Here is a 16,783-nt window from a genome sequence, read left to right on the forward strand (position 1 = left end):
GTCACATGGGCATGAGGTAGGTGCGCCGCGGCACGCGCTGCAGCTCCTTGTCCTGCAGCTGGCGCAGGCACTTGCGGATCAGCAGGCGGGTGTCCTTGGGCTCGATCACGCCGTCGATGTAGCCGCGCTCGGCCGCCAGCCACGGCGTGGCCATGAACTGGTTGTAGAAGTCGATGAAGGCCTGACGGATCGCGGGACCGTTCTCGCCGGCCTCCTCGATCTCACGCCGCTTGATGATCGCGGCGGCGCCCTCGGCACCCATCACGGCCAGGCGCGCCGTGGGCCAGGCGAAGACGAAGTCGGCACCCAGCTGCTTGGAGCCCATCACGGCCCACGCGCCGCCGTAGGACTTGCGCAGGATGATGGTGACCTTCGGGACGGCCGCCTCGACGTAGCTGAAGATGAACTTGCCCGACCGGCGGATGGTGCCGATCTTCTCCTCCTCGACGCCCGGCAGGATGCCCGGCACGTCGACCAGGAAGACCAGCGGGATGTTGAAGGAGTTGCACAGCCGCACGAAGCGGGCGGCCTTCTCCGAGGCCTGGGTGTCCAGGGTGCCGGCCATGTGCATGGGCTGGTTCGCAACCACGCCCACGGACTGGCCGTCGGACCGCGCGAAACCGCACACGATGTTCGGGGCCCACAGCTCGGCGTACTCCAGGAAGTCGCCGTCGTCGAAGACGCGCAGGATCACCTCGTGGATGTCGTAGCCCGCGTTGTCGGCGTCCGGGATGATCGTCTCCAGCGAGAGATCGCTGTCGGTGAGCTCCGGCTCGATGCCCGGGTTCACCAGCGGCGGGCGCTGGTGCACCGAATCGGGCATGAAGCCGAGATAGCGCTTGACCCAATCGAACGCGGCCTGCTCGTCCTTGGCCACGTGGTGCAGGTTGCCCCAGGTGGCCTGCTTGACGGCGCCACCGAGGTCCTCCGCGGAGGTGGTCTCGCCCGTGGTCGGGCGGATCACCTCGGGGCCGGTGACGAACATGTAGGTGTTGTCCTCGACGCCCACCAGCACATCGGTGTTGGCGGGCGCGTACACCGCGCCGCCCACGCAGGTGCCGAGGATCATCGAGATCTGGGGCACCTGGCCGCACAGGCCGTCCTGGTGCCGGCCGAGCTCGGCGTACCAGGCGATGGACGTGGCGGCGTCCTGGATCCGGGCGCCGCCCGAATCGTTGATGCCCACCACGGGCAGGCCGGCGGTGGCGGCGAAGTCGTAGAGCTTGACCATCTTGCGGCCGAACATCTCGCCGACGGTGCCGGCGCCCACCGTCTGATCGTGGCTGAAGGCAGCGACCTTGCGGCCGTTGACCAGGCCGTAACCGATGACGACGCCGTCCTTGATCTTGTCGTCGCCGGGCGATTTCGCGAGCTGATCCAGCTCGACGAAGGTGCCCTCGTCGAACAGCATGTGCATGCGCTGGCGGGCGCTGGGAAGGCCCTTGGCGTCGCGGCGGGCCCGGGCCCGCTCGCTGCCCGGGTCCTTGGCGGCCTCCAGGCGGCGATGCAGGTCCGCGAGCTTGCCCGCGGTGGTGTGCAGGTCGGGGGTATCGACCTTCTCCGAAACGTCCGTCACGTCTGCCACCCTATCCCTTCGTCAGGACCGCTCGGCGTCGGCTCGATCGAGCTCACCCGCCATGTGCGATGCGACCTTGCCGATGTACGGCTCGTCGATGATCTGCAGGTGATCGCCGCCGATCTGCACGATCTCCAGGTCCTCGACCACGGGTGCCCAGCCGCCGTCCGGCGCGATGTCGGCGAAGTTCGGCTCCAGCTCGACGGCGCCGTCGTGCATGCGGTCGGCGCGGTACAGCGTGACCTTGCCGTCGAACCGGCCGTAATCGGCCGGGTTCACCTTGAGCAGCGCGCGGTTGTCGATGAAGGACGTGCGCTGGTGCTCGATCATCGAGGTGGGCACCTTCTTATCGGACAGCTGCACCAGCTCCATGATGATCCGGAACTGGCCCTCGTCGTCCGCCGCGACCAGCCGGTCCATCGGCAGCTCGATCTCGTCGCCGATGTCGTAGTTCTTGCGCGCGAACTTCTCCCAGCGCTCCAGGCGGGCCTTCTTCTCGTCCGGCTCATCGGTGAGCGGAACGGTGGGGGCCACCACGTCGAGCAAGCCGATGTACTCGACCTTCGCGCCGTCGTCCTCCAGGCCGCGGGCCACGCCGTAGGCGAAGGCGCCGCCGAGGCTCCACCCGGACACCCGGTACGGGCCCTCGGGCTGGATCTCCTTGATCTTGGGCAGGTACTCGCGCACCCGCTCCTCGATCTCGCCCTCGACGCGTTCGAGGCCGTACACCGGCAGGTCCTGCGGCAGCTTGCGCAGCAGCGCCTCGTAGGCGGTGGTGTTGCCGCCGGCGGGGTGGAACAGGAACAGCGGCTTGCGGGTCGAGCCCTCCGCGGCGCGGAGCGTGCGGACGAAGCCGTCCACCGGGGTGGCGTCGTTCATCACGGCGCCCACGTAGGTGGCCATCTCCTCGATGTTCTTCGAGTCGATCACGTCCTCGATGTCGACCTCGCCGCCGGCCCGCTCGGACAGGCGCGCGGTGAGCTTCTCCGCGACGTCCTCGCTGAGCACGTCGAGCTCGTTGAAGACGCCACCGGGCGACTTGCCGACCACGATCGCGTAGGTCGCGAAGGTCAGGCGCTCCGCGGCATCGCGCGGGGGCACACCGTCGCCCACGGCCTCCGCGACGGCGGCACCGTCGAGCAGGTCGGGAGCATCGGACCTCGGCTCCGCGGCCGCCGGGGCGGGCTCCGACGGTGCGGCCGGCTCCGCGGCGGGTGCGGCCTCGGCGGGCGCTGCCGCCTTAGCGGCGGCCTCGTCCTTGGCGGCCTGCATCATCTCGGCGAGCTTCGCGGCGTCGGCGAGTTCGCCGGTGCCGGACTGGTGTTCGGCCAGCGCGTCCACCTGGTCGCGGTGCTCGACGGCGTACTCGACGAACTGCACGACATCGTTGAAGGAGGCGTCGCGCACCGCCTGGATCTGGATCGGCGGGATGTCGAACTCGTACTCGGCGCGGTTCTTGATGCGCATCGCGATGAGCGAGTCCATGCCCAGGTCGATCAGCGGGATCTCCTTGGGCAGGTCCTCGATCTCGAATCCCATGGTCTCGGCGATGATCACGCCGAGCCGGTGCTCCACCGTCTCGCCGGACTCCGGGCTCCACACCTCGGCGCTGCCCTCGGGGGCGGGCGCCTCGGTCTCCTCGGAGACGGCGATCTCGGGCTCGGCGTCGAGCGCGTCGTCGGCCTCCACCGCGGCGGGCGCGGCCTTGGTGATCAGCGGCGCGGCCGCGGTGCCGGAGGCCTCGCCGCCCACCACGACGGCGTCGAGCAGGAGGGTGAACCTCCCGGAATCGTTGCGGTGCACCTGGATCGAAGCGCCACCCGGGTGCGGGGTGAGCGTGGTGGTGAGCGTCGACGCGGCGTTGGGCGCACCGTGCTCGACCGCCGCGGTGACCGCGGCACCGTCGAGCACCTGGGCGGCCGCCATGCGCGCGAGCTCGACCAGGCCGATCTCGGTGCCGTCGCCCAGGGTGAGGGCGCCACCGTCGAGCTGCCACACGTGCCGGCCGTCGGGCAGCGCCACGTGGCCGCCGGGCACCACGCCCGAGCCGCCGTCGGGCAGCGAGGTCTGGATCCAGATCTCCTTGCGCTGGAACTTGGTCCGCGGGATCGGGGCGTAGCGGCCCGGTCCGAAGAGCGAGGCGACGTTCACATCGTGACCACGCACGAAGACGTTCGCCAGCGCGGTCATGATGGTGCCGGGCTCGTCCTCCTTGCGCTTGAGCGTCTGGATGAGCGCGGCGTCCTGGATGCCGGAGCCGAAGGTCACGGCGGCCACGGAGATCAGGGTGATCGGGTTCGGGGAGAACTCGATGAAGGTGCGGTAACCGGCCTCGACGGCCTTCTCCACGGCCTGGGTGAACCAGACGCTGTGGCGCAGGCCCTTGATCCAGTAGTCCACATCGTGCACGGGGGCGTGGCCCGCCTTGTAGAACTCCTCCTTGTTCACGGTGGAGTACATCGGGTACTGCAGCGGGTGCGGCTCGATGCCCATGAGCTCGGCCTGCAGCTCGCCCAGCAGCGGGTCCATCTGCGAGGTGTGGGATGCGCCGCGGGTCACGAGCTTGCGAGCCATCAGGCCCTTGGCCTCGGTCTCCTCGACGATCTTGTCGATCACCTTGCCGGGGCCACCGATCACGGTGTGCGTGGGCGCGGCGTAGACGCAGATCTCCAGGCCCTCGTACTCGCCGAGCACGGTGTCGATGTCGTCGGCGCTGTACTCGACCAGCGCCATGAAGCGTTCCATCTCCTCGGGGAGCATCGCCTCGCCCTCGCCCATGAGGCGCGAGCGGTTGCAGATGACGCGCACGGCGTCCTCCAGCGAGAGGCCGCCGGTGAGCCAGGCCGCGGTGGCCTCACCCATCGAGTGCGGCAGCACCACACCGGGTTCGATGCCGTGATGGCGGAACAGTCCCACCAGCGCGACCTGGATGGCGAAGATGCCCACCTGGCCGGTCTCGATGTGGAAGGTCTGGGTGTCGTCGGTGATCATATCGGCGTAGTCGTCGCCCGACTCGTCGATGATCAGCTCGTTGACCTCGTCGAAGTAGTGCTTGAACACCGGGTTCTCGAGGTAGAGCTGCTTGGCCATCTTGCGGTGATGGCTGCCGAAACCGGAGAAGATGAACGCCGGGCCGGTGGGGTCGGGCTGGTTGGCCGACAGCACGTTCGGGGCGTTCTTGCCGTCCGCGATGGCGCGGAAGCCCTTGATCGCCTCGTCGAGATCCTTGGCCATCACCACCGAGCGGACGCGGCCGTGGTTGCGGTGCGCCAGGCTGCGGCCGATCTCGGCGAGCGTGAACTCCTTGGCCTCGTCGGTCTCCAGCCAGTCGGCCAGCTCCTTGGCGGCGGCCCGGCGGCGCGACGGGACGTAGCCCGAGAGCACCAGCGGCACAGCCGCTCCCTCGACCGTGGCGGCGTAGAAGTCGGGGACCGAAGTGGTGGCCTCGTCGGACTCGGGGGCCTCGGCGGGCTCCGGGGCCACGTACTCCTTGACCACCACGTGGGCGTTGGTGCCGCCGAAGCCGTTACCGGTGACGCCGGCGAGCCGGGCGCCGGAGTACTTGGGCCACTCCGTGTTCCGGGCCGCGACCAGCATCCGGTTGGCCTCGAACTGGATGTACGGGTTGGGGCCGGCGTAGTGCAGCGAGGCCGGGATCTGGCCGTGCTGCATGCCGAGCAGCACCTTGGCCACACCGGCGATGCCGGCGGCGGCTTCCATGTGGCCGAAGTTGGTCTTGGCCGAGCCCAGCAGCAGCGGCTTGTCGGCGTCGCGTCCGCGGCCGAGCACGCGGCCGATGGCGTCGGCCTCGAGCGGATCACCCAGGATGGTGCCGGTGCCGTGCGCCTCCAGGTAGTCCACGGAGCGCGGGTCGATGCCGGCGTCGATGTAGGCGTCGCGCAGGTTGATCACCTGCGCCTCGGGGTTCGGCGCGAAGATGCCGTTGGACTTGCCGTCGGAGGTGACGGCCGAGCCGGCGAGCACGCCGAGGATGGTGTCGCCGTCGCGCTCGGCGTCGGCGAGGCGCTTGAGCAGCACCACGCCGCCGCCCTCGGCGCGGATCATGCCGTTGGCATCGGAGCTGAAGGCCTTGATCTTGCCGTCGGGCGCCTGCGCGCCGATGCTGTCGAAGCCCAGGGTCGCGGCCGGGACGATCAGCATGTTCACGCCGCCAGCGACGGCCATATCGGTCTCGCCCTCGCGCAGGCTGCGGATGGCCTGGTGGATCGCGACCAGCGAAGAGGAGCACGCGGTGTCCACGGTGACCGACGGCCCGTGGAAGTCGTAGAAGTAGGAGACGCGGTTCGCCACGATCGAGGTCGAGGTGCCGGTCAGCGCGTACGGGTTGGCCTTGGTCGGATCGGCCACGGCCAGCATCTGGTAATCGTTGGCGGAGCTGCCCATCCACACCCCGGTGCGGGTGCCCTTGACCGAACTGGCCGGAATGTTGGCCTGCTCCAGCGCCTCCCAGGTGAGTTCGAGCGCGAGCCGCTGCTGCGGATCGACCATCTCGACCTCGCGCGGGGTCATCTGGAAGAACTCGGCGTCGAAGCTCTTCACATCGTCGAGGTAGCCGCCGAAGACATTGGCGTCGTCGAGCACCTTCTTCAGGCGCGGGTCCTGCTTGAACTCGGTCCAGCGGTCCTCGGGCAGATCGGTGGTGGCGTCACCGTTGCCGATCAGGAACTCCCAGGTGCTCTCCGGGGTCTCACCGGCCTTGGGGAAACGGGTCGCGAGGCCCACCACAGCCACGTCGTGCGTGCCCCGGTTCGCCTCGAACTCCTCGCCGCGGTCGTACCGCGCGGCCTCGGCGGCCAGATCGTCGTCGGAGACCACCGGGTCGCCGTCGATGATGCGCTGGGACAGCAGCGCGATCGTCGGGTGCTGGAAGGCCACGGTGGCCGTGATCTGCACACCGGTGAAGTCCTCGATGTCCGAGGCCATCGAGACGGCGTCGCGCGAGCCCAGGCCGAACTCGTCGAGCGACTTGTCGTCGGTGATGTTCTCCAGCGGCTGCTTCGTGGCATCCGCGATCCACTGCCGCATCCAGGCGCGCAGCTCCTCGACGGTGAGGTCCTCGCGGGCCTTGCCGGTGGGGCCGTCCTGACCGGTGGGGAGGGAGTTGTCGTTGTCAGCCATGGTTTCTTCAATCACCCTTCGCAGTCGGGACCCGTTGGTCGCGGGAGCGCGTCTGGTTCAGTTGTGGTCATCGCTCCGGTGGGAGCGAACGTTCTAGTTGACGTTGTTGGCGTCGGCGTCGGGGAACGCCTGCTGCGTGTAGCCGCCGCGCAGCGTGCCGTCGATGTAGGCGGCGCGGCCCGCGCGCCGGGCGATCTTGCCCGAGCTGGTGCGGGGCAGCGAACCGCCGGGCACCAGCAGGATGTCGCGGGCCAGTACGCCGTGCGCGGCGCCCACGGCGGAACGGATGCCGTCGGCCAGCGCCTGCTGGTCCTGCTTCGCCCCGCCCGCACCGAGCTCGGCGACGATCACCAGCTGCTCGGACTGGTCGTTCGGGTCGTAGGTCAGGCCCGAGTGCGCGTTCTCGAAGACCGCCTGCGGCAGCTCGTTCGCCGGCACCGAGAACGCCGCGAGGTAGCCCGTGCGGATGTACTTGGTGTCCGACTCCTGCGCCGTGAACTCGATGTCCTGCGGGTAGTGGTTGCGGCCGTCCACGATCACCAGGTCCTTGACGCGGCCGGTGATGTACAGCTCGTTGTCGTGGTACACGCCGAAGTCGCCGGTGCGCAGCCAGCGGGCCTTCTCCAGGTTCTTCACGCCCGCGGAGTGGGTCCCCTCGGACAGCGGCGTCACGTAGTTCTGGAAGGTCTCGCGCGATTCCTCGGCGCGCTCCCAGTAGCCGGAGCCGATGTTCATGCCGTGCAGCCAGATCTCGCCGACCGAATCGTCGGGCAGTTCCTTGCCGGTCTCCGGGTCGACGATGCACGCCCACTGGCTCAGCGCGACATCGCCACAGGAGACCTGCGGGACCGCGCCCTCGGCGTTCTCGTCGGCCACCACGAAGGTGCCGGCGGCCAGGCTGTCGCGGTCCACGTAGACCACGCGGGCCTCGTTCTCGACGGGGGTCGAGCTGACGAACAGGGTGGCCTCGGCCATGCCGTAGCAGGGCTTGATCGCCTTCGGCGACAGGCCGTACGGCGCGAAGGCGTCGTTGAACTTCTTCATCGACGAGACGGTGACCGGCTCGGAGCCGTTGATCAGGCCCTTGACGTTCGACAGGTCGAGGGTCTCGCCCTCCTTGGGCAGGCCGCGGGCGGCGGCGTGCTCGTAGGCGAAGTTCGGGGCCGCGGCGAAGGTCTCGGCACCGTCCTCGACGGCCGCGAGCTCGTTGATCCAGCGGCCGGGGCGGCGCACGAAGGCCGACGGGCTCATGATCGTGATGAACTTGCCGCCGAGCGCGGGCAGGATCACGGTGAGCAGGCCCATGTCGTGGAACATCGGCAGCCAGGTGACGCCGCGGGAGTTCTCGTTGAGGTCCAGCGCGTGGATCATCTGGATCACGTTCGTGCCGACGGCCTCGTAGGTGATCTGCACACCGGCCGGGTTCCGCGTGGAACCCGACGTGTACTGCAGGTACGCGATGGTGTCGCGGTAGATCGGGAAGGGCTTGAGCGTGGAGCCCACCGAGTCCGGGATGGCGTCCACGGCGATGATCCGCGGGCGCTCCTTGGCCGGGAGGTGCCGGAAGAAGTTGCGGCAGGCCTCGGCGGATCCCGAGGAGGTGAGGATCGCGGTGGGCTTGCAGTCCTCGAGGACGATGCGCAGGCGATCGGTGTGGCCGGGCTCGTCGGGGCTGAAGAGCGGCACGGCGATGTTGCCGGCGTACAGCGCGCCGAAGAAGGCGGTCACGTAGTCCAGGCCCTGCGGGGCCAGGATGGCGACGCGGTCCTCACGCTTGGTGATGTGCTGCAGGCGGGCGCCGATGGCGCGCAGGCGGGCACCGAACTGCGCCCAGGTCAGCTCGTGGACCTCACCGTCGCGCTCGCGGCTGTAGTCGATGAAGCGGTACGCCAGCGTGTCGGCACGCTCACGTGCATTGCGCTCCACGAAGTCGACCAGCGTGGTTCCGGGGCGGAAGAAGATGTTGCCGTCTTCGTCCAGAAACTGGTCAAACTCGTTGTTCATGCATCGCTCCTCGAAAGACCGTCCCGGGGTGGCTACGGTCATAGGTAGTTCATCGCCTGGCGGTCACGCCCCGTTGCGGGGCTGTGGGCCACCTCATAGTGCTTGATATCCGCAACCCGTCCGACCGGTTTCGGTGCTGGACACGCCGCGAAAATCCGCAAACCCGGCTATCGTACCGCGCACCGTCGGCACGGACGAAAACCGCGAGTGTGCGGAACCCATCCGGCCCGCTCGCTCCGCGCCCGGCACCGGGTCACTCGCCCTTGAGCTGCTCGAGGACGGGCGCGAAGGCCTCCATCTGCGTGGGCACCACGCCCACGTAGGACATGCCGGTGGCGGCGCGGGTGGCGCGCACCTGATCGGCGATCTCGTCGAACGTGCCGATCGCCAGGTAGGGCGAGCCGAGCACGTCGTCGATCGTGACCTCCTTATCGATCTCGATGCTCGCGGACAGGCCGCGCTCGATGGCCTTGAGCGCGAAGTCTGCGACCTGCTCCCGGTCGTCGGTGACCACGATGGTGGCGATCGACCAGGACAGCTCGATATCGGCGAAGCGATCGCCCGCCGCGGCCTTGACGATCTCCACCTTGTTCTTCACGGCGTCCATCGACATGTCCGAGATCCGCAACTTGCCCTCGGCGGAGCTGCGCGGATTGATCGAGACCACGTCGGCGCGGCGCGCGGCCAGCTCCAGCGTGCGGCGGGCACCGGCGCCGATGGCGATCGGCGGGCGCGGTCCCTGCCGCGGGCGCGGGTAGCCCTTGAGCTGCTTGACCTGGAAGACCTCGCCCTCGAACTCGGCCTCCTGGCCGCGGAGCAGGGTGTCGAGCACGGTCAGGCCCTCGTCGAGCCGGCGCAGCCGGCCGGCCGGGGATTCGAACTCGATGCCGGCCTGGTCGAAATCGTCCTTGAAGGCACCGAGGCCCAGACCGATCTCCAGGCGTCCTTTGGACAGCACGTCGATCGTGGTGAGCTCCTTGGCCAGCACCGCCGGGTGCCGGAAGGGCATCGCCAGCATCGAGGTGGCCAGCCGGATCGTGGAGGTGCTCACGGCCAGCGCACCGAGCGCGGCCAGCGGTCCCACCTGGGCGTCCAGCCGGTCCGGGATGGCGAAGGTGTCGAAGCCCAGTTCCTCGGCCTCCTGGGCGAGCTTGACGAACTTGCGGGCCCCGCCCTCGTCGGCGTTGCCTGCACCACCCGCTGCGAAACGGAACTTGCGGGGCTCTTCGGTCACGTGGGGGTACTCCTGGTCGACGGCTGTGGGCGTTGGGCACAGCCTAACCGCTGGCCGCCGGTGTTCCAGCCACGCCGAGCATCCCGCAGCGGCATCGGGCCCTCGGAATTTGTCCGGTGCGGACAACTCGCCGGACCTGGACTTTTCGCGAACGCCGCGCCGTTTTCGGCGGTCCACGTCGCAGAAGGCCGCAGCGGCGGCAGCGCGCGGCAACGCGACGCGGCCGGGTCGTCTTGTAGAAGTGCACATCGATCGGATTCGGCCCGGACCGCGCCGCGAAACTGTCGCGCAGGGGCCGGCCGTGGACGTAGTGCACGCGGTCGCGCTCAGGGAGGCGGTTTCGCGACGTCCTGCTAGGTTTCTCAGCAGGTGAGAAGCGCTCGCCGGGACGAGGGGATGATGAACCGTCGCCGATTCATGCAGGCGGGTGCCGCGCTGATGGGACTGGTCGCGGCCGCCTGCGGCGCACCGTCGAACCCACCGGCCGAGCGCTCCCCCATCGACCGCAAGGGCCGGCGCTGGCGGATGCCCGACGAGGGCGACCCGCACGAGCGCACCTGGATGGCCTTCTCCGCTCGGACCGACATCTGGGGCAAGGACCGCGCACCGGACGTGCAGCGCGCGCTGGCGCTGATCGCGACCACGATCGCCCGGTTCGAACCGGTGTCGATGCTGGTGAGCGCCGATCAGTTGGGCCGCGCCCGGGAACTGGTGGGCAACGTCCCCGGGATCACCCTGGTGGCCGGCGACCTCGACGATCTGTGGATCCGCGACACCGGACCCGTCTTCGTCAAGGGCGACCAAGGCCTCGCGGGGGTCGATTTCAACTTCAACGGCTGGGGCGATAAGCAGCGGCACAAGTCCGACGCCACGGTCGCCGGACTGGTGACCGCGCAGGCCCGCGCCGAGGTGATCCACACCGATCTGGTGCTGGAGAGCGGCGGCATCGAGGTGGACGGCGAGGGCACGGCGATCATCACCGAGAGCTGCGTGCTCAACGACAACCGCAACCCCGGCTGGACCAAGCAGCAGGTCGAGGCGGAACTGAGCGATCTTCTGGGCATCGACACGGTGATCTGGCTGCCCGGCATCAAGGGCAAGGACATCACCGACGGCCACACCGACTTCTACGCCCGGTTCGCCTCCCCCGGCACGGTGGTCGCCGGTCTCGACGAGGATCCCGAGTCCTTCGACTACGACGTGACCCGCCGGCACCTCGACATCCTCAAGGGCGCCACCGACGCCAAGGGTCGCCGGCTCACGGTCGAGGTGCTGCGCACGCCCTCGATGGTGCGTGAGAAGTACCAGCAGGACGACGACTTCGCCGCCGGGTACATCAACTTCTACCTGTGCAACGGCGCGGTGATCGCACCGCAGTTCGGCGACGCCGCGGCCGACGGCGAATGCCGCGCCACGCTGCAACGACTGTTCCCGGGCCGCGAGGTGGTGCAGCTGGACATCGACGCCATCGCCGGTGGCGGCGGCGGTATCCACTGCGCCACCCAGCAGCAGCCGGTTCGGTAGCGCTACTTGGTCTTCGGCGCCCTGTCGATCACGCCGGTTGCCCAGCCGGTGAGCCACTGGGTGGCGGTCTTACCGTCCAGGCTCCAGTTCGCGGTGGTGCCGTACGCGGCGTGCGAGTTCTGGGTCACCGTCGAGATCACCTGCGGCAGACCGGTGGCCAGTCCCAACAGCCCGCCCTTGGGCTGATTGCAGATCGGGTCGTTCGATCCGCAGATGGTGACCACCTTGTCGTCGACGGCGCCGAAGCCGCCCTTGCGCTTGCCCTCCAGATCCACACCGAAGGCGCTGAACCCGGAGAAGGTGACCTCCACGCCCTCACCCGCGGGGTCGGGGCCGACGGCCCGGCCTTCGCCCTGCACCCGGCGGCTGTCGGAGATCAGGCCCACACCGAGCAGCCGCTCGGCGACGATCGGTCCCTGCCCGGCGCCGATCTGCGCGGCGATGTTGCCGGCGATGGTGGCGCCCTGGGAGAAGCCCATGAGCACGAATCCGGTGCGGCCGCAGCGCTCCTTGACCTTGTTGATCTGCGCGATCGCCCGGTCGGTGCCCTGCTGGCGGGAGGCCTGGTAGGTCATCTGGCCGTCCGGCGGCACCGCCACCGGATTGTGGAACTGCGCCACGTACGGGACGGTGAACACCGATGCCCGCAGCGGCTTGTACCGGTTCTGCAACGGGCCGGTGACCTGCAGCATCAGCGAGCGCGGGTTGAACCGCGGGTTCACCGGATCGTCGGTGGCCGAGGACTCCCAGGTACCCGGGATGGAGAGCACCTGCACGTCGGGGCAATCCGCCGCCTGCGTCTCGGGCGGGGGTCCGGGCGGGGTGGGCCCGGGCTTGTTCAGCATCGAGATGATCAGCGCGATCACCACGATGATCGCGATGATCGCCGCGATGGCGATCGCGATGCCCATCGTGTTCAGGGCGCGTTTGCCGTTGCCTGCCATGTGTCGTGAATACCAGGGCTAGCTGTGGGGAGGCTTAGGCGCCCTGTCGATCACGCCGCGCGCCCAGCCCTGCAACCACTGGGTGGCGGTCTGGCCGTTCACCGACCAGTCGGTGGTGGTGGCGTACAGCGCGTGCGAGTTCCCGGTGAGCACCTTCTGCAGCTCGGGCAGCGTGGTGGCCAGCTGGCCCGCCTGGAAGATGTCCTTGGGCTGGTTGCAGATCGGGTCCTTCATCCCGCACAGCGAGTAGGTGCGGTCCTGGAGGACGCCGAAGCCGCCCTCCCGCTTGCCGCGCAGCGCGAGGCTGCCGAAGCTGAAGCCGCCGTAGGCCACCTCGACGCCCACACCGGGCGGGTTGGGGCCGGTGGTGCGGGCATCGCCCGGCTCGCGCCGGGGATCGGAGATCAGGCCCACACCGAGCACGTTCTCCGCGGGGATCGGGCCCTTGCCCGCGGCGATCTCACCGGCGATGTCGCCGGCGATCACGGCGCCCTGCGAGAAGCCCATGAGCACGAAGCCGGTGAGCTTGCACTTGTTGTAGACCTTCGTGATCTGGGCGACCGACTTGTCGTAGCCCTCGGTGCGCGACTTCTCGTAGGAGGCCTGGCCGTCCGGCGGGATGGCGACGGGGTTGGACAGCTGCGCCACGTAGGGCGTGGTCCACACGTCGGCACGCGAGCCCGGGAAGGCGGCCGCGAGCGGGCCGGTCACCTTGAGCATCAGCGAGTTCGGGTTCGCGGTGGGCCGGTAGGGGTCGTCGTTGCTCTTCGACTCCCAGGTGCCGGGCACCGAGATCACCTGCACGTCGGGGCAATCGGCCGGCTGGTTCTTGGGGCGCACCGCACTCGACGGTGCGCCGGACGAGGAGGTCCCGGGTCCGTCGATCACCGGCGGCGTCGGACCCGGCTTGAGCAGGTTGATCAGCAGGATGATCACCAGGATCACGGCGATCAGCACGGCGATGCCGACGCCGATCGTCAGGGGGGAGATCCCCCGCTTGTCTGCGGGCGGCGGGCCGGGCTGCTGCTGCGTCACGGGCCGCTACTTCTTGCAGTACGAGGACTTGGCCTCGGCGATCAGCTTGGTGGCGTCGTCGGTGGCGAGCTTGTCGGCCTGCTGCGCCGAGACGCCCTCGCCGGTGCGCGACGGGCCCAGCATGCCCTTGACCAGGGTCTCCACGTACCGCGGATTCGGGTTCTGCGAGAGCGCGTCACAGGTGTACTGGGCCGCGCCGATGATGGTCTCGTCGGAGGCGACGAGGCCCTCCGACCGCATCTTGGTGACGAATTCCTTGTCCTTCGGGGAGCTGGCCACCGAGGGCGGGCCGGGGTAGCCCGAGGGCACGCTCGCCGAGGAGGCGGGGGCCGTGGCGGGCAGCGAGGTGGGGCCGCCGTCGACCGCCGTGTCGGGCGCCGACACCGTCGAGCTGCCTCCGCACGCGACCGCGCCGAGGAGCACGCCGCCCGTCATCACTGCTACCGCGAGGGCTCCGCGCAGTCCTGCCATGTGAACTCACCCAATCCCTGATAAGTACCTCGGGCCTGCTCGTCTGGGCCTGCCCGCTACGACGCTGCCAGGCTACCGGCGATCGATCCGGCAACCCTCGGATAGGCGGTCAACGCACTTCCGTCGCCCCGTTCACCAGCGCGATCACGCCGCGCTCGAACCGCTGCTCGAGCCCGCCGGGTGCGGGCGTCGCGTCGGCCACGGGGTAGCCGAGGCGTCCGGCCTCGTAGCCCTGACGGCCCCATTCGGCGAAGATCGGGCCGTTCGGCACCACCGTGGCGGGGGTCTTCGGGGACCAGTAGACGACGCCGCCCTGGAACCGCTGGAAGGCGCCGTTGCCGGTCCGCAGCCGCTGCTCGTCGGAGACGGGCAGTCCCAGCGGGGAGCGCTCGAAGCCGGCGGCGGCGTACCGCTCGCCGATGGCGCCGCGCACCGCGCGCGCCCCGGTCTGCGGCGACCAGTACACGACGCCGCCCTGGAACCGCTGGAAGCGGCCCTTCTTATCGGGCAGCGGCTGTTCGCCGCCGGTCGGGTAGCCGAGCGCGCCGCCCGGGCCGCCGGCGCCGAGGTAGGCACCCCCGATCGCGCCGCCCACCACCTGGGCGCCGGTGTCGGCGGTCCAGTAGATCTGGCCGCCGCGGAAGTCCTGGGCGCGGCCGCCGGGCACCGGGTACTCGACGGTGACGCAGGTGCCCAGCGCCGGAACCTTGGGCGCCAGTTCGCCGATCGCACCGGCCGCCGCACAGGGGCGGGCATCCGGCACGCCGAGCGCGGCCTGCGCCTGCGGCCAGGCCTGGCTGTTCTCGAACTGCCAGTAGGGCCAGCTGTGATTGCCGGACGGCCGGTAGATCGCGTTGGCCGGGATGCCCTTGCGGTTGAGCTCCACGGCGAAGGCCTGGTTCGACGAGCGCGCGAGCACCTCGAGCGCCATGGCCTGCAGATCGGCGGGCTGTCCGGTGGCGGGTGCCGAGCCGTTGCCGGAACTGAAGTACAGGCTCACGCCGCGCAGCTGATCGGCGAGCTTGAGCGGATCATGCTGTGCCCATGCGGGATCGGCGGGCGCTCCGTACATCGCGTCGGAGTTGAAGTTACCGGCGTCGCGCATGGCCAGGCCCACCGATTCGGGGGTGCCGGGCGAGCTCATCGACAGGATGCCGGAGTACGAGCCGGCGAACCGGTAGAGCCCCTTGTTGCGGGCGGCCAGGGTGAACGCGGCGGTGCCGCCCATGGAGACGCCGGCGGCCGCGCGGGACTCGGTGGCCCGCCACTGCTGCTGCAGCAGCGGCGGCAGCTCCTTGGCGAGGAAGGTCTCCCACTTGTAGTTCTTGCCGTTGTCGGGGCGGCGCCAGTCGGTGTACCAGCTGGACTGGCCGCCCACCGGCAGCACCACGGTCACGTTCTTGTCGCGGTAGAAGTCCGCGACATTGGTCTCCAGCAGCCACCCGTTCTGATCGTCCCGGGCGCGCATGCCGTCGAGCAGGTACAGGGTGGGGAACTTCGCCTTGGGGTCGGCGTGCCAGTCCTTCGCCAGCAGCAGCTGCACGGTGACGTTGCCGCCCATCGCCGCGGAGAAGACGGTGAGGTCCACCCGGTGATCGCCCTGCCAGGCGGCGCCCACGATCCGGGACTGCGCGGGGGCGGGGTCGGCGTACGACGGTGCGGCGATCCCGGCGGGGCCGGGAGCGACGACGGTGCCCGCTGCCAGCGCCCCTGCGACGAGCAGCGTTCCGATTCGGCCCGCGCGGTGCATCGATTCTCCTTCGTGGATCGTCCTACCGAACCAGTCTTACATGCATGTGATTCGGTGCTGCGGTCCCACGCGGGTCCCCGGTCAGACCAGGCGGCGCCCCTTGGCCCGGTACATCGCGGCGTCGGCGGCGTCGATGGCCGACAGCACGTCGCCACCGGCGGGCACGCGCACGGCACCGACGGTGGCGCTCACCGCGATCCGCGTTCCGTCCACCACGATCGGCGAATCACCGACGGCGGCCCGCAACCGGTCGGCCACGTCGTCGGGAGAGGCCTCGCCGTCGACGGCTGTGATGACGAACTCGTCGCCGCCCACCCGGTAGACCGCGTCGTCGGGACCGATCGCCGAGGCGATCCGGCGCGCCACGCCCTGGAGCACGGCGTCGCCCGTCTGGTGCCCGTGGCCGTCGTTGATCGACTTGAACCGGTCCAAGTCGGCGTAGGCCACGATCCGGATCGCGGCGGCGGTGCGCTCGGCCACCATGAAGTCCATCGCGTGCCGGTTCGGCAGCTTGGTGAGGGCATCGGTGGTCGCGGTGCTGTGCAACATCCGGGCCGCATTGCGCAGTTCGAGCACGCTCATCGCGAGGTCCGCGAGGTTCTCCAGGCCGCGCAGCTGACGCGCGCTGAGCTCCCGCGGTTCGGAGTCGTAGATCCGGACGGTGCCCACGGGCAGGCCGTCGGCCGTGCAGATGGGTGCCGCGGCGAAGAGCCGGATCGGCGGGTCGGCGATCTCGAGGTACCGGTTGCCGCGGAACCGCTCGTCCCGGGCGGCGTCGACGGCGTAGACGACCCGGTTGTCGAGCACCGCGAGCGCGCACAGCGAGTCGGCGCGGGAGGCGTGGACGCGCGGCGCACCGTACGAGGCCACGGTGTAGTGCCGGTCGAAGTCGATCACGTTGACCGAACCGAACGGGGCGTCGCACAGCGCCGCGGAGAGCTCGGCGATCCGGTCCAGGTCGGGGACGGGATCCGCGCCCACGATGCGCAGCGCGCGCACGGCCGCCACGCGATCATGCTCACGCGGATGCAGAAGAACGGGCATCGCTCCCTCTCGACGATCCTGAAGTTTGCAGAAACAAACTACCGGTGGCCGGTCGGGAGCGT

The 16,783-nt window shown here is 69.7% G+C and carries 10 protein-coding genes; 1 reads left to right on the plus strand and 9 read right to left on the minus strand.

The genetic code is table 11. The annotated features are described in order from the left end of the window. Nucleotide 1: 1 nt before the first annotated feature. From TTY48_RS07940 to TTY48_RS07955, 4 genes are all read right to left on the minus strand, one after another. Complete coding sequence (locus TTY48_RS07940; RefSeq protein WP_255585579.1) at nucleotides 2-1,585, minus strand: acyl-CoA carboxylase subunit beta; 1,584 nt, start codon at nucleotides 1,583-1,585, stop codon at nucleotides 2-4. Between the two features lie 12 nt (nucleotides 1,586-1,597). Beyond that, on the minus strand, nucleotides 1,598-6,715 hold the full coding sequence (gene pks13 / locus TTY48_RS07945) for a polyketide synthase Pks13 (protein ID WP_220656981.1): 5,118 nt from the start codon (nucleotides 6,713-6,715) through the stop codon (nucleotides 1,598-1,600). A gap of 93 nt (nucleotides 6,716-6,808) precedes the next feature. Then, nucleotides 6,809-8,719 (minus strand): long-chain-fatty-acid--AMP ligase FadD32, encoded by a 1,911-nt coding sequence (gene fadD32, locus TTY48_RS07950; protein ID WP_220656982.1) that lies wholly within the window; start codon nucleotides 8,717-8,719, stop codon nucleotides 6,809-6,811. Between the two features lie 253 nt (nucleotides 8,720-8,972). After that, the gene (locus tag TTY48_RS07955; protein ID WP_220656983.1) at nucleotides 8,973-9,953 is read right to left on the minus strand and encodes a TIGR03621 family F420-dependent LLM class oxidoreductase; all 981 of its coding nucleotides are present in this window, start codon (nucleotides 9,951-9,953) and stop codon (nucleotides 8,973-8,975) included. Nucleotides 9,954-10,352: 399 nt separating this feature from the next. Here TTY48_RS07955 and TTY48_RS07960 point away from each other — a divergent pair, with 399 nt between their 5' ends. Then, on the plus strand, nucleotides 10,353-11,477 hold the full coding sequence (locus TTY48_RS07960; RefSeq protein ID WP_220656984.1) for an agmatine/peptidylarginine deiminase: 1,125 nt from the start codon (nucleotides 10,353-10,355) through the stop codon (nucleotides 11,475-11,477). Between the two features lie 2 nt (nucleotides 11,478-11,479). Here the strand turns inward: TTY48_RS07960 and TTY48_RS07965 are convergent, their stop codons facing one another. The 5 genes from TTY48_RS07965 to TTY48_RS07985 all read right to left on the minus strand — a co-directional run bounded on the left by TTY48_RS07965 (nucleotide 11,480) and on the right by TTY48_RS07985 (nucleotide 16,685). After that, complete coding sequence (locus TTY48_RS07965) at nucleotides 11,480-12,421, minus strand: cutinase family protein (protein ID WP_220656985.1); 942 nt, start codon at nucleotides 12,419-12,421, stop codon at nucleotides 11,480-11,482. An 18-nt stretch (nucleotides 12,422-12,439) separates the two neighbouring features. Beyond that, the gene (locus TTY48_RS07970) at nucleotides 12,440-13,456 is read right to left on the minus strand and encodes a cutinase family protein (RefSeq protein WP_220656986.1); all 1,017 of its coding nucleotides are present in this window, start codon (nucleotides 13,454-13,456) and stop codon (nucleotides 12,440-12,442) included. Between the two features lie 6 nt (nucleotides 13,457-13,462). Continuing rightward, nucleotides 13,463-13,927, minus strand: coding sequence for a DUF732 domain-containing protein (locus tag TTY48_RS07975; protein ID WP_220656987.1), 465 nt, complete (start codon nucleotides 13,925-13,927; stop codon nucleotides 13,463-13,465). 109 nt (nucleotides 13,928-14,036) lie between these two features. After that, complete coding sequence (locus tag TTY48_RS07980) at nucleotides 14,037-15,677, minus strand: alpha/beta hydrolase-fold protein (protein WP_220656988.1); 1,641 nt, start codon at nucleotides 15,675-15,677, stop codon at nucleotides 14,037-14,039. An 81-nt stretch (nucleotides 15,678-15,758) separates the two neighbouring features. Beyond that, nucleotides 15,759-16,685: a sensor domain-containing diguanylate cyclase gene (locus TTY48_RS07985; RefSeq protein WP_220656989.1), complete on the minus strand. Its 927-nt coding sequence runs from the start codon at nucleotides 16,683-16,685 to the stop codon at nucleotides 15,759-15,761. Between the last annotated feature and the right edge of the window lie 98 nt (nucleotides 16,686-16,783).

It is taken from the genome of Tsukamurella sp. TY48, assembly GCF_019656655.1.
Lineage (GTDB): Bacteria > Actinomycetota > Actinomycetes > Mycobacteriales > Mycobacteriaceae > Tsukamurella > Tsukamurella strandjordii.

Excerpts from the sequence above, each read along its gene's own strand:
- TTY48_RS07975 (WP_220656987.1), bottom strand. The coding sequence starts at position 13,927 with ATGGCAGGACTGCGCGGAGCCCTCGCGGTAGCAGTGATGACGGGCGGC.
- TTY48_RS07980 (WP_220656988.1), bottom strand. The coding sequence starts at position 15,677 with ATGCACCGCGCGGGCCGAATCGGAACGCTGCTCGTCGCAGGGGCGCTG.
- TTY48_RS07965 (WP_220656985.1), bottom strand. The coding sequence starts at position 12,421 with ATGGCAGGCAACGGCAAACGCGCCCTGAACACGATGGGCATCGCGATC.
- fadD32 (WP_220656982.1), bottom strand. The coding sequence starts at position 8,719 with ATGAACAACGAGTTTGACCAGTTTCTGGACGAAGACGGCAACATCTTC.
- pks13 (WP_220656981.1), bottom strand. The coding sequence starts at position 6,715 with ATGGCTGACAACGACAACTCCCTCCCCACCGGTCAGGACGGCCCCACC.
- TTY48_RS07960 (WP_220656984.1), top strand. The coding sequence starts at position 10,353 with ATGAACCGTCGCCGATTCATGCAGGCGGGTGCCGCGCTGATGGGACTG.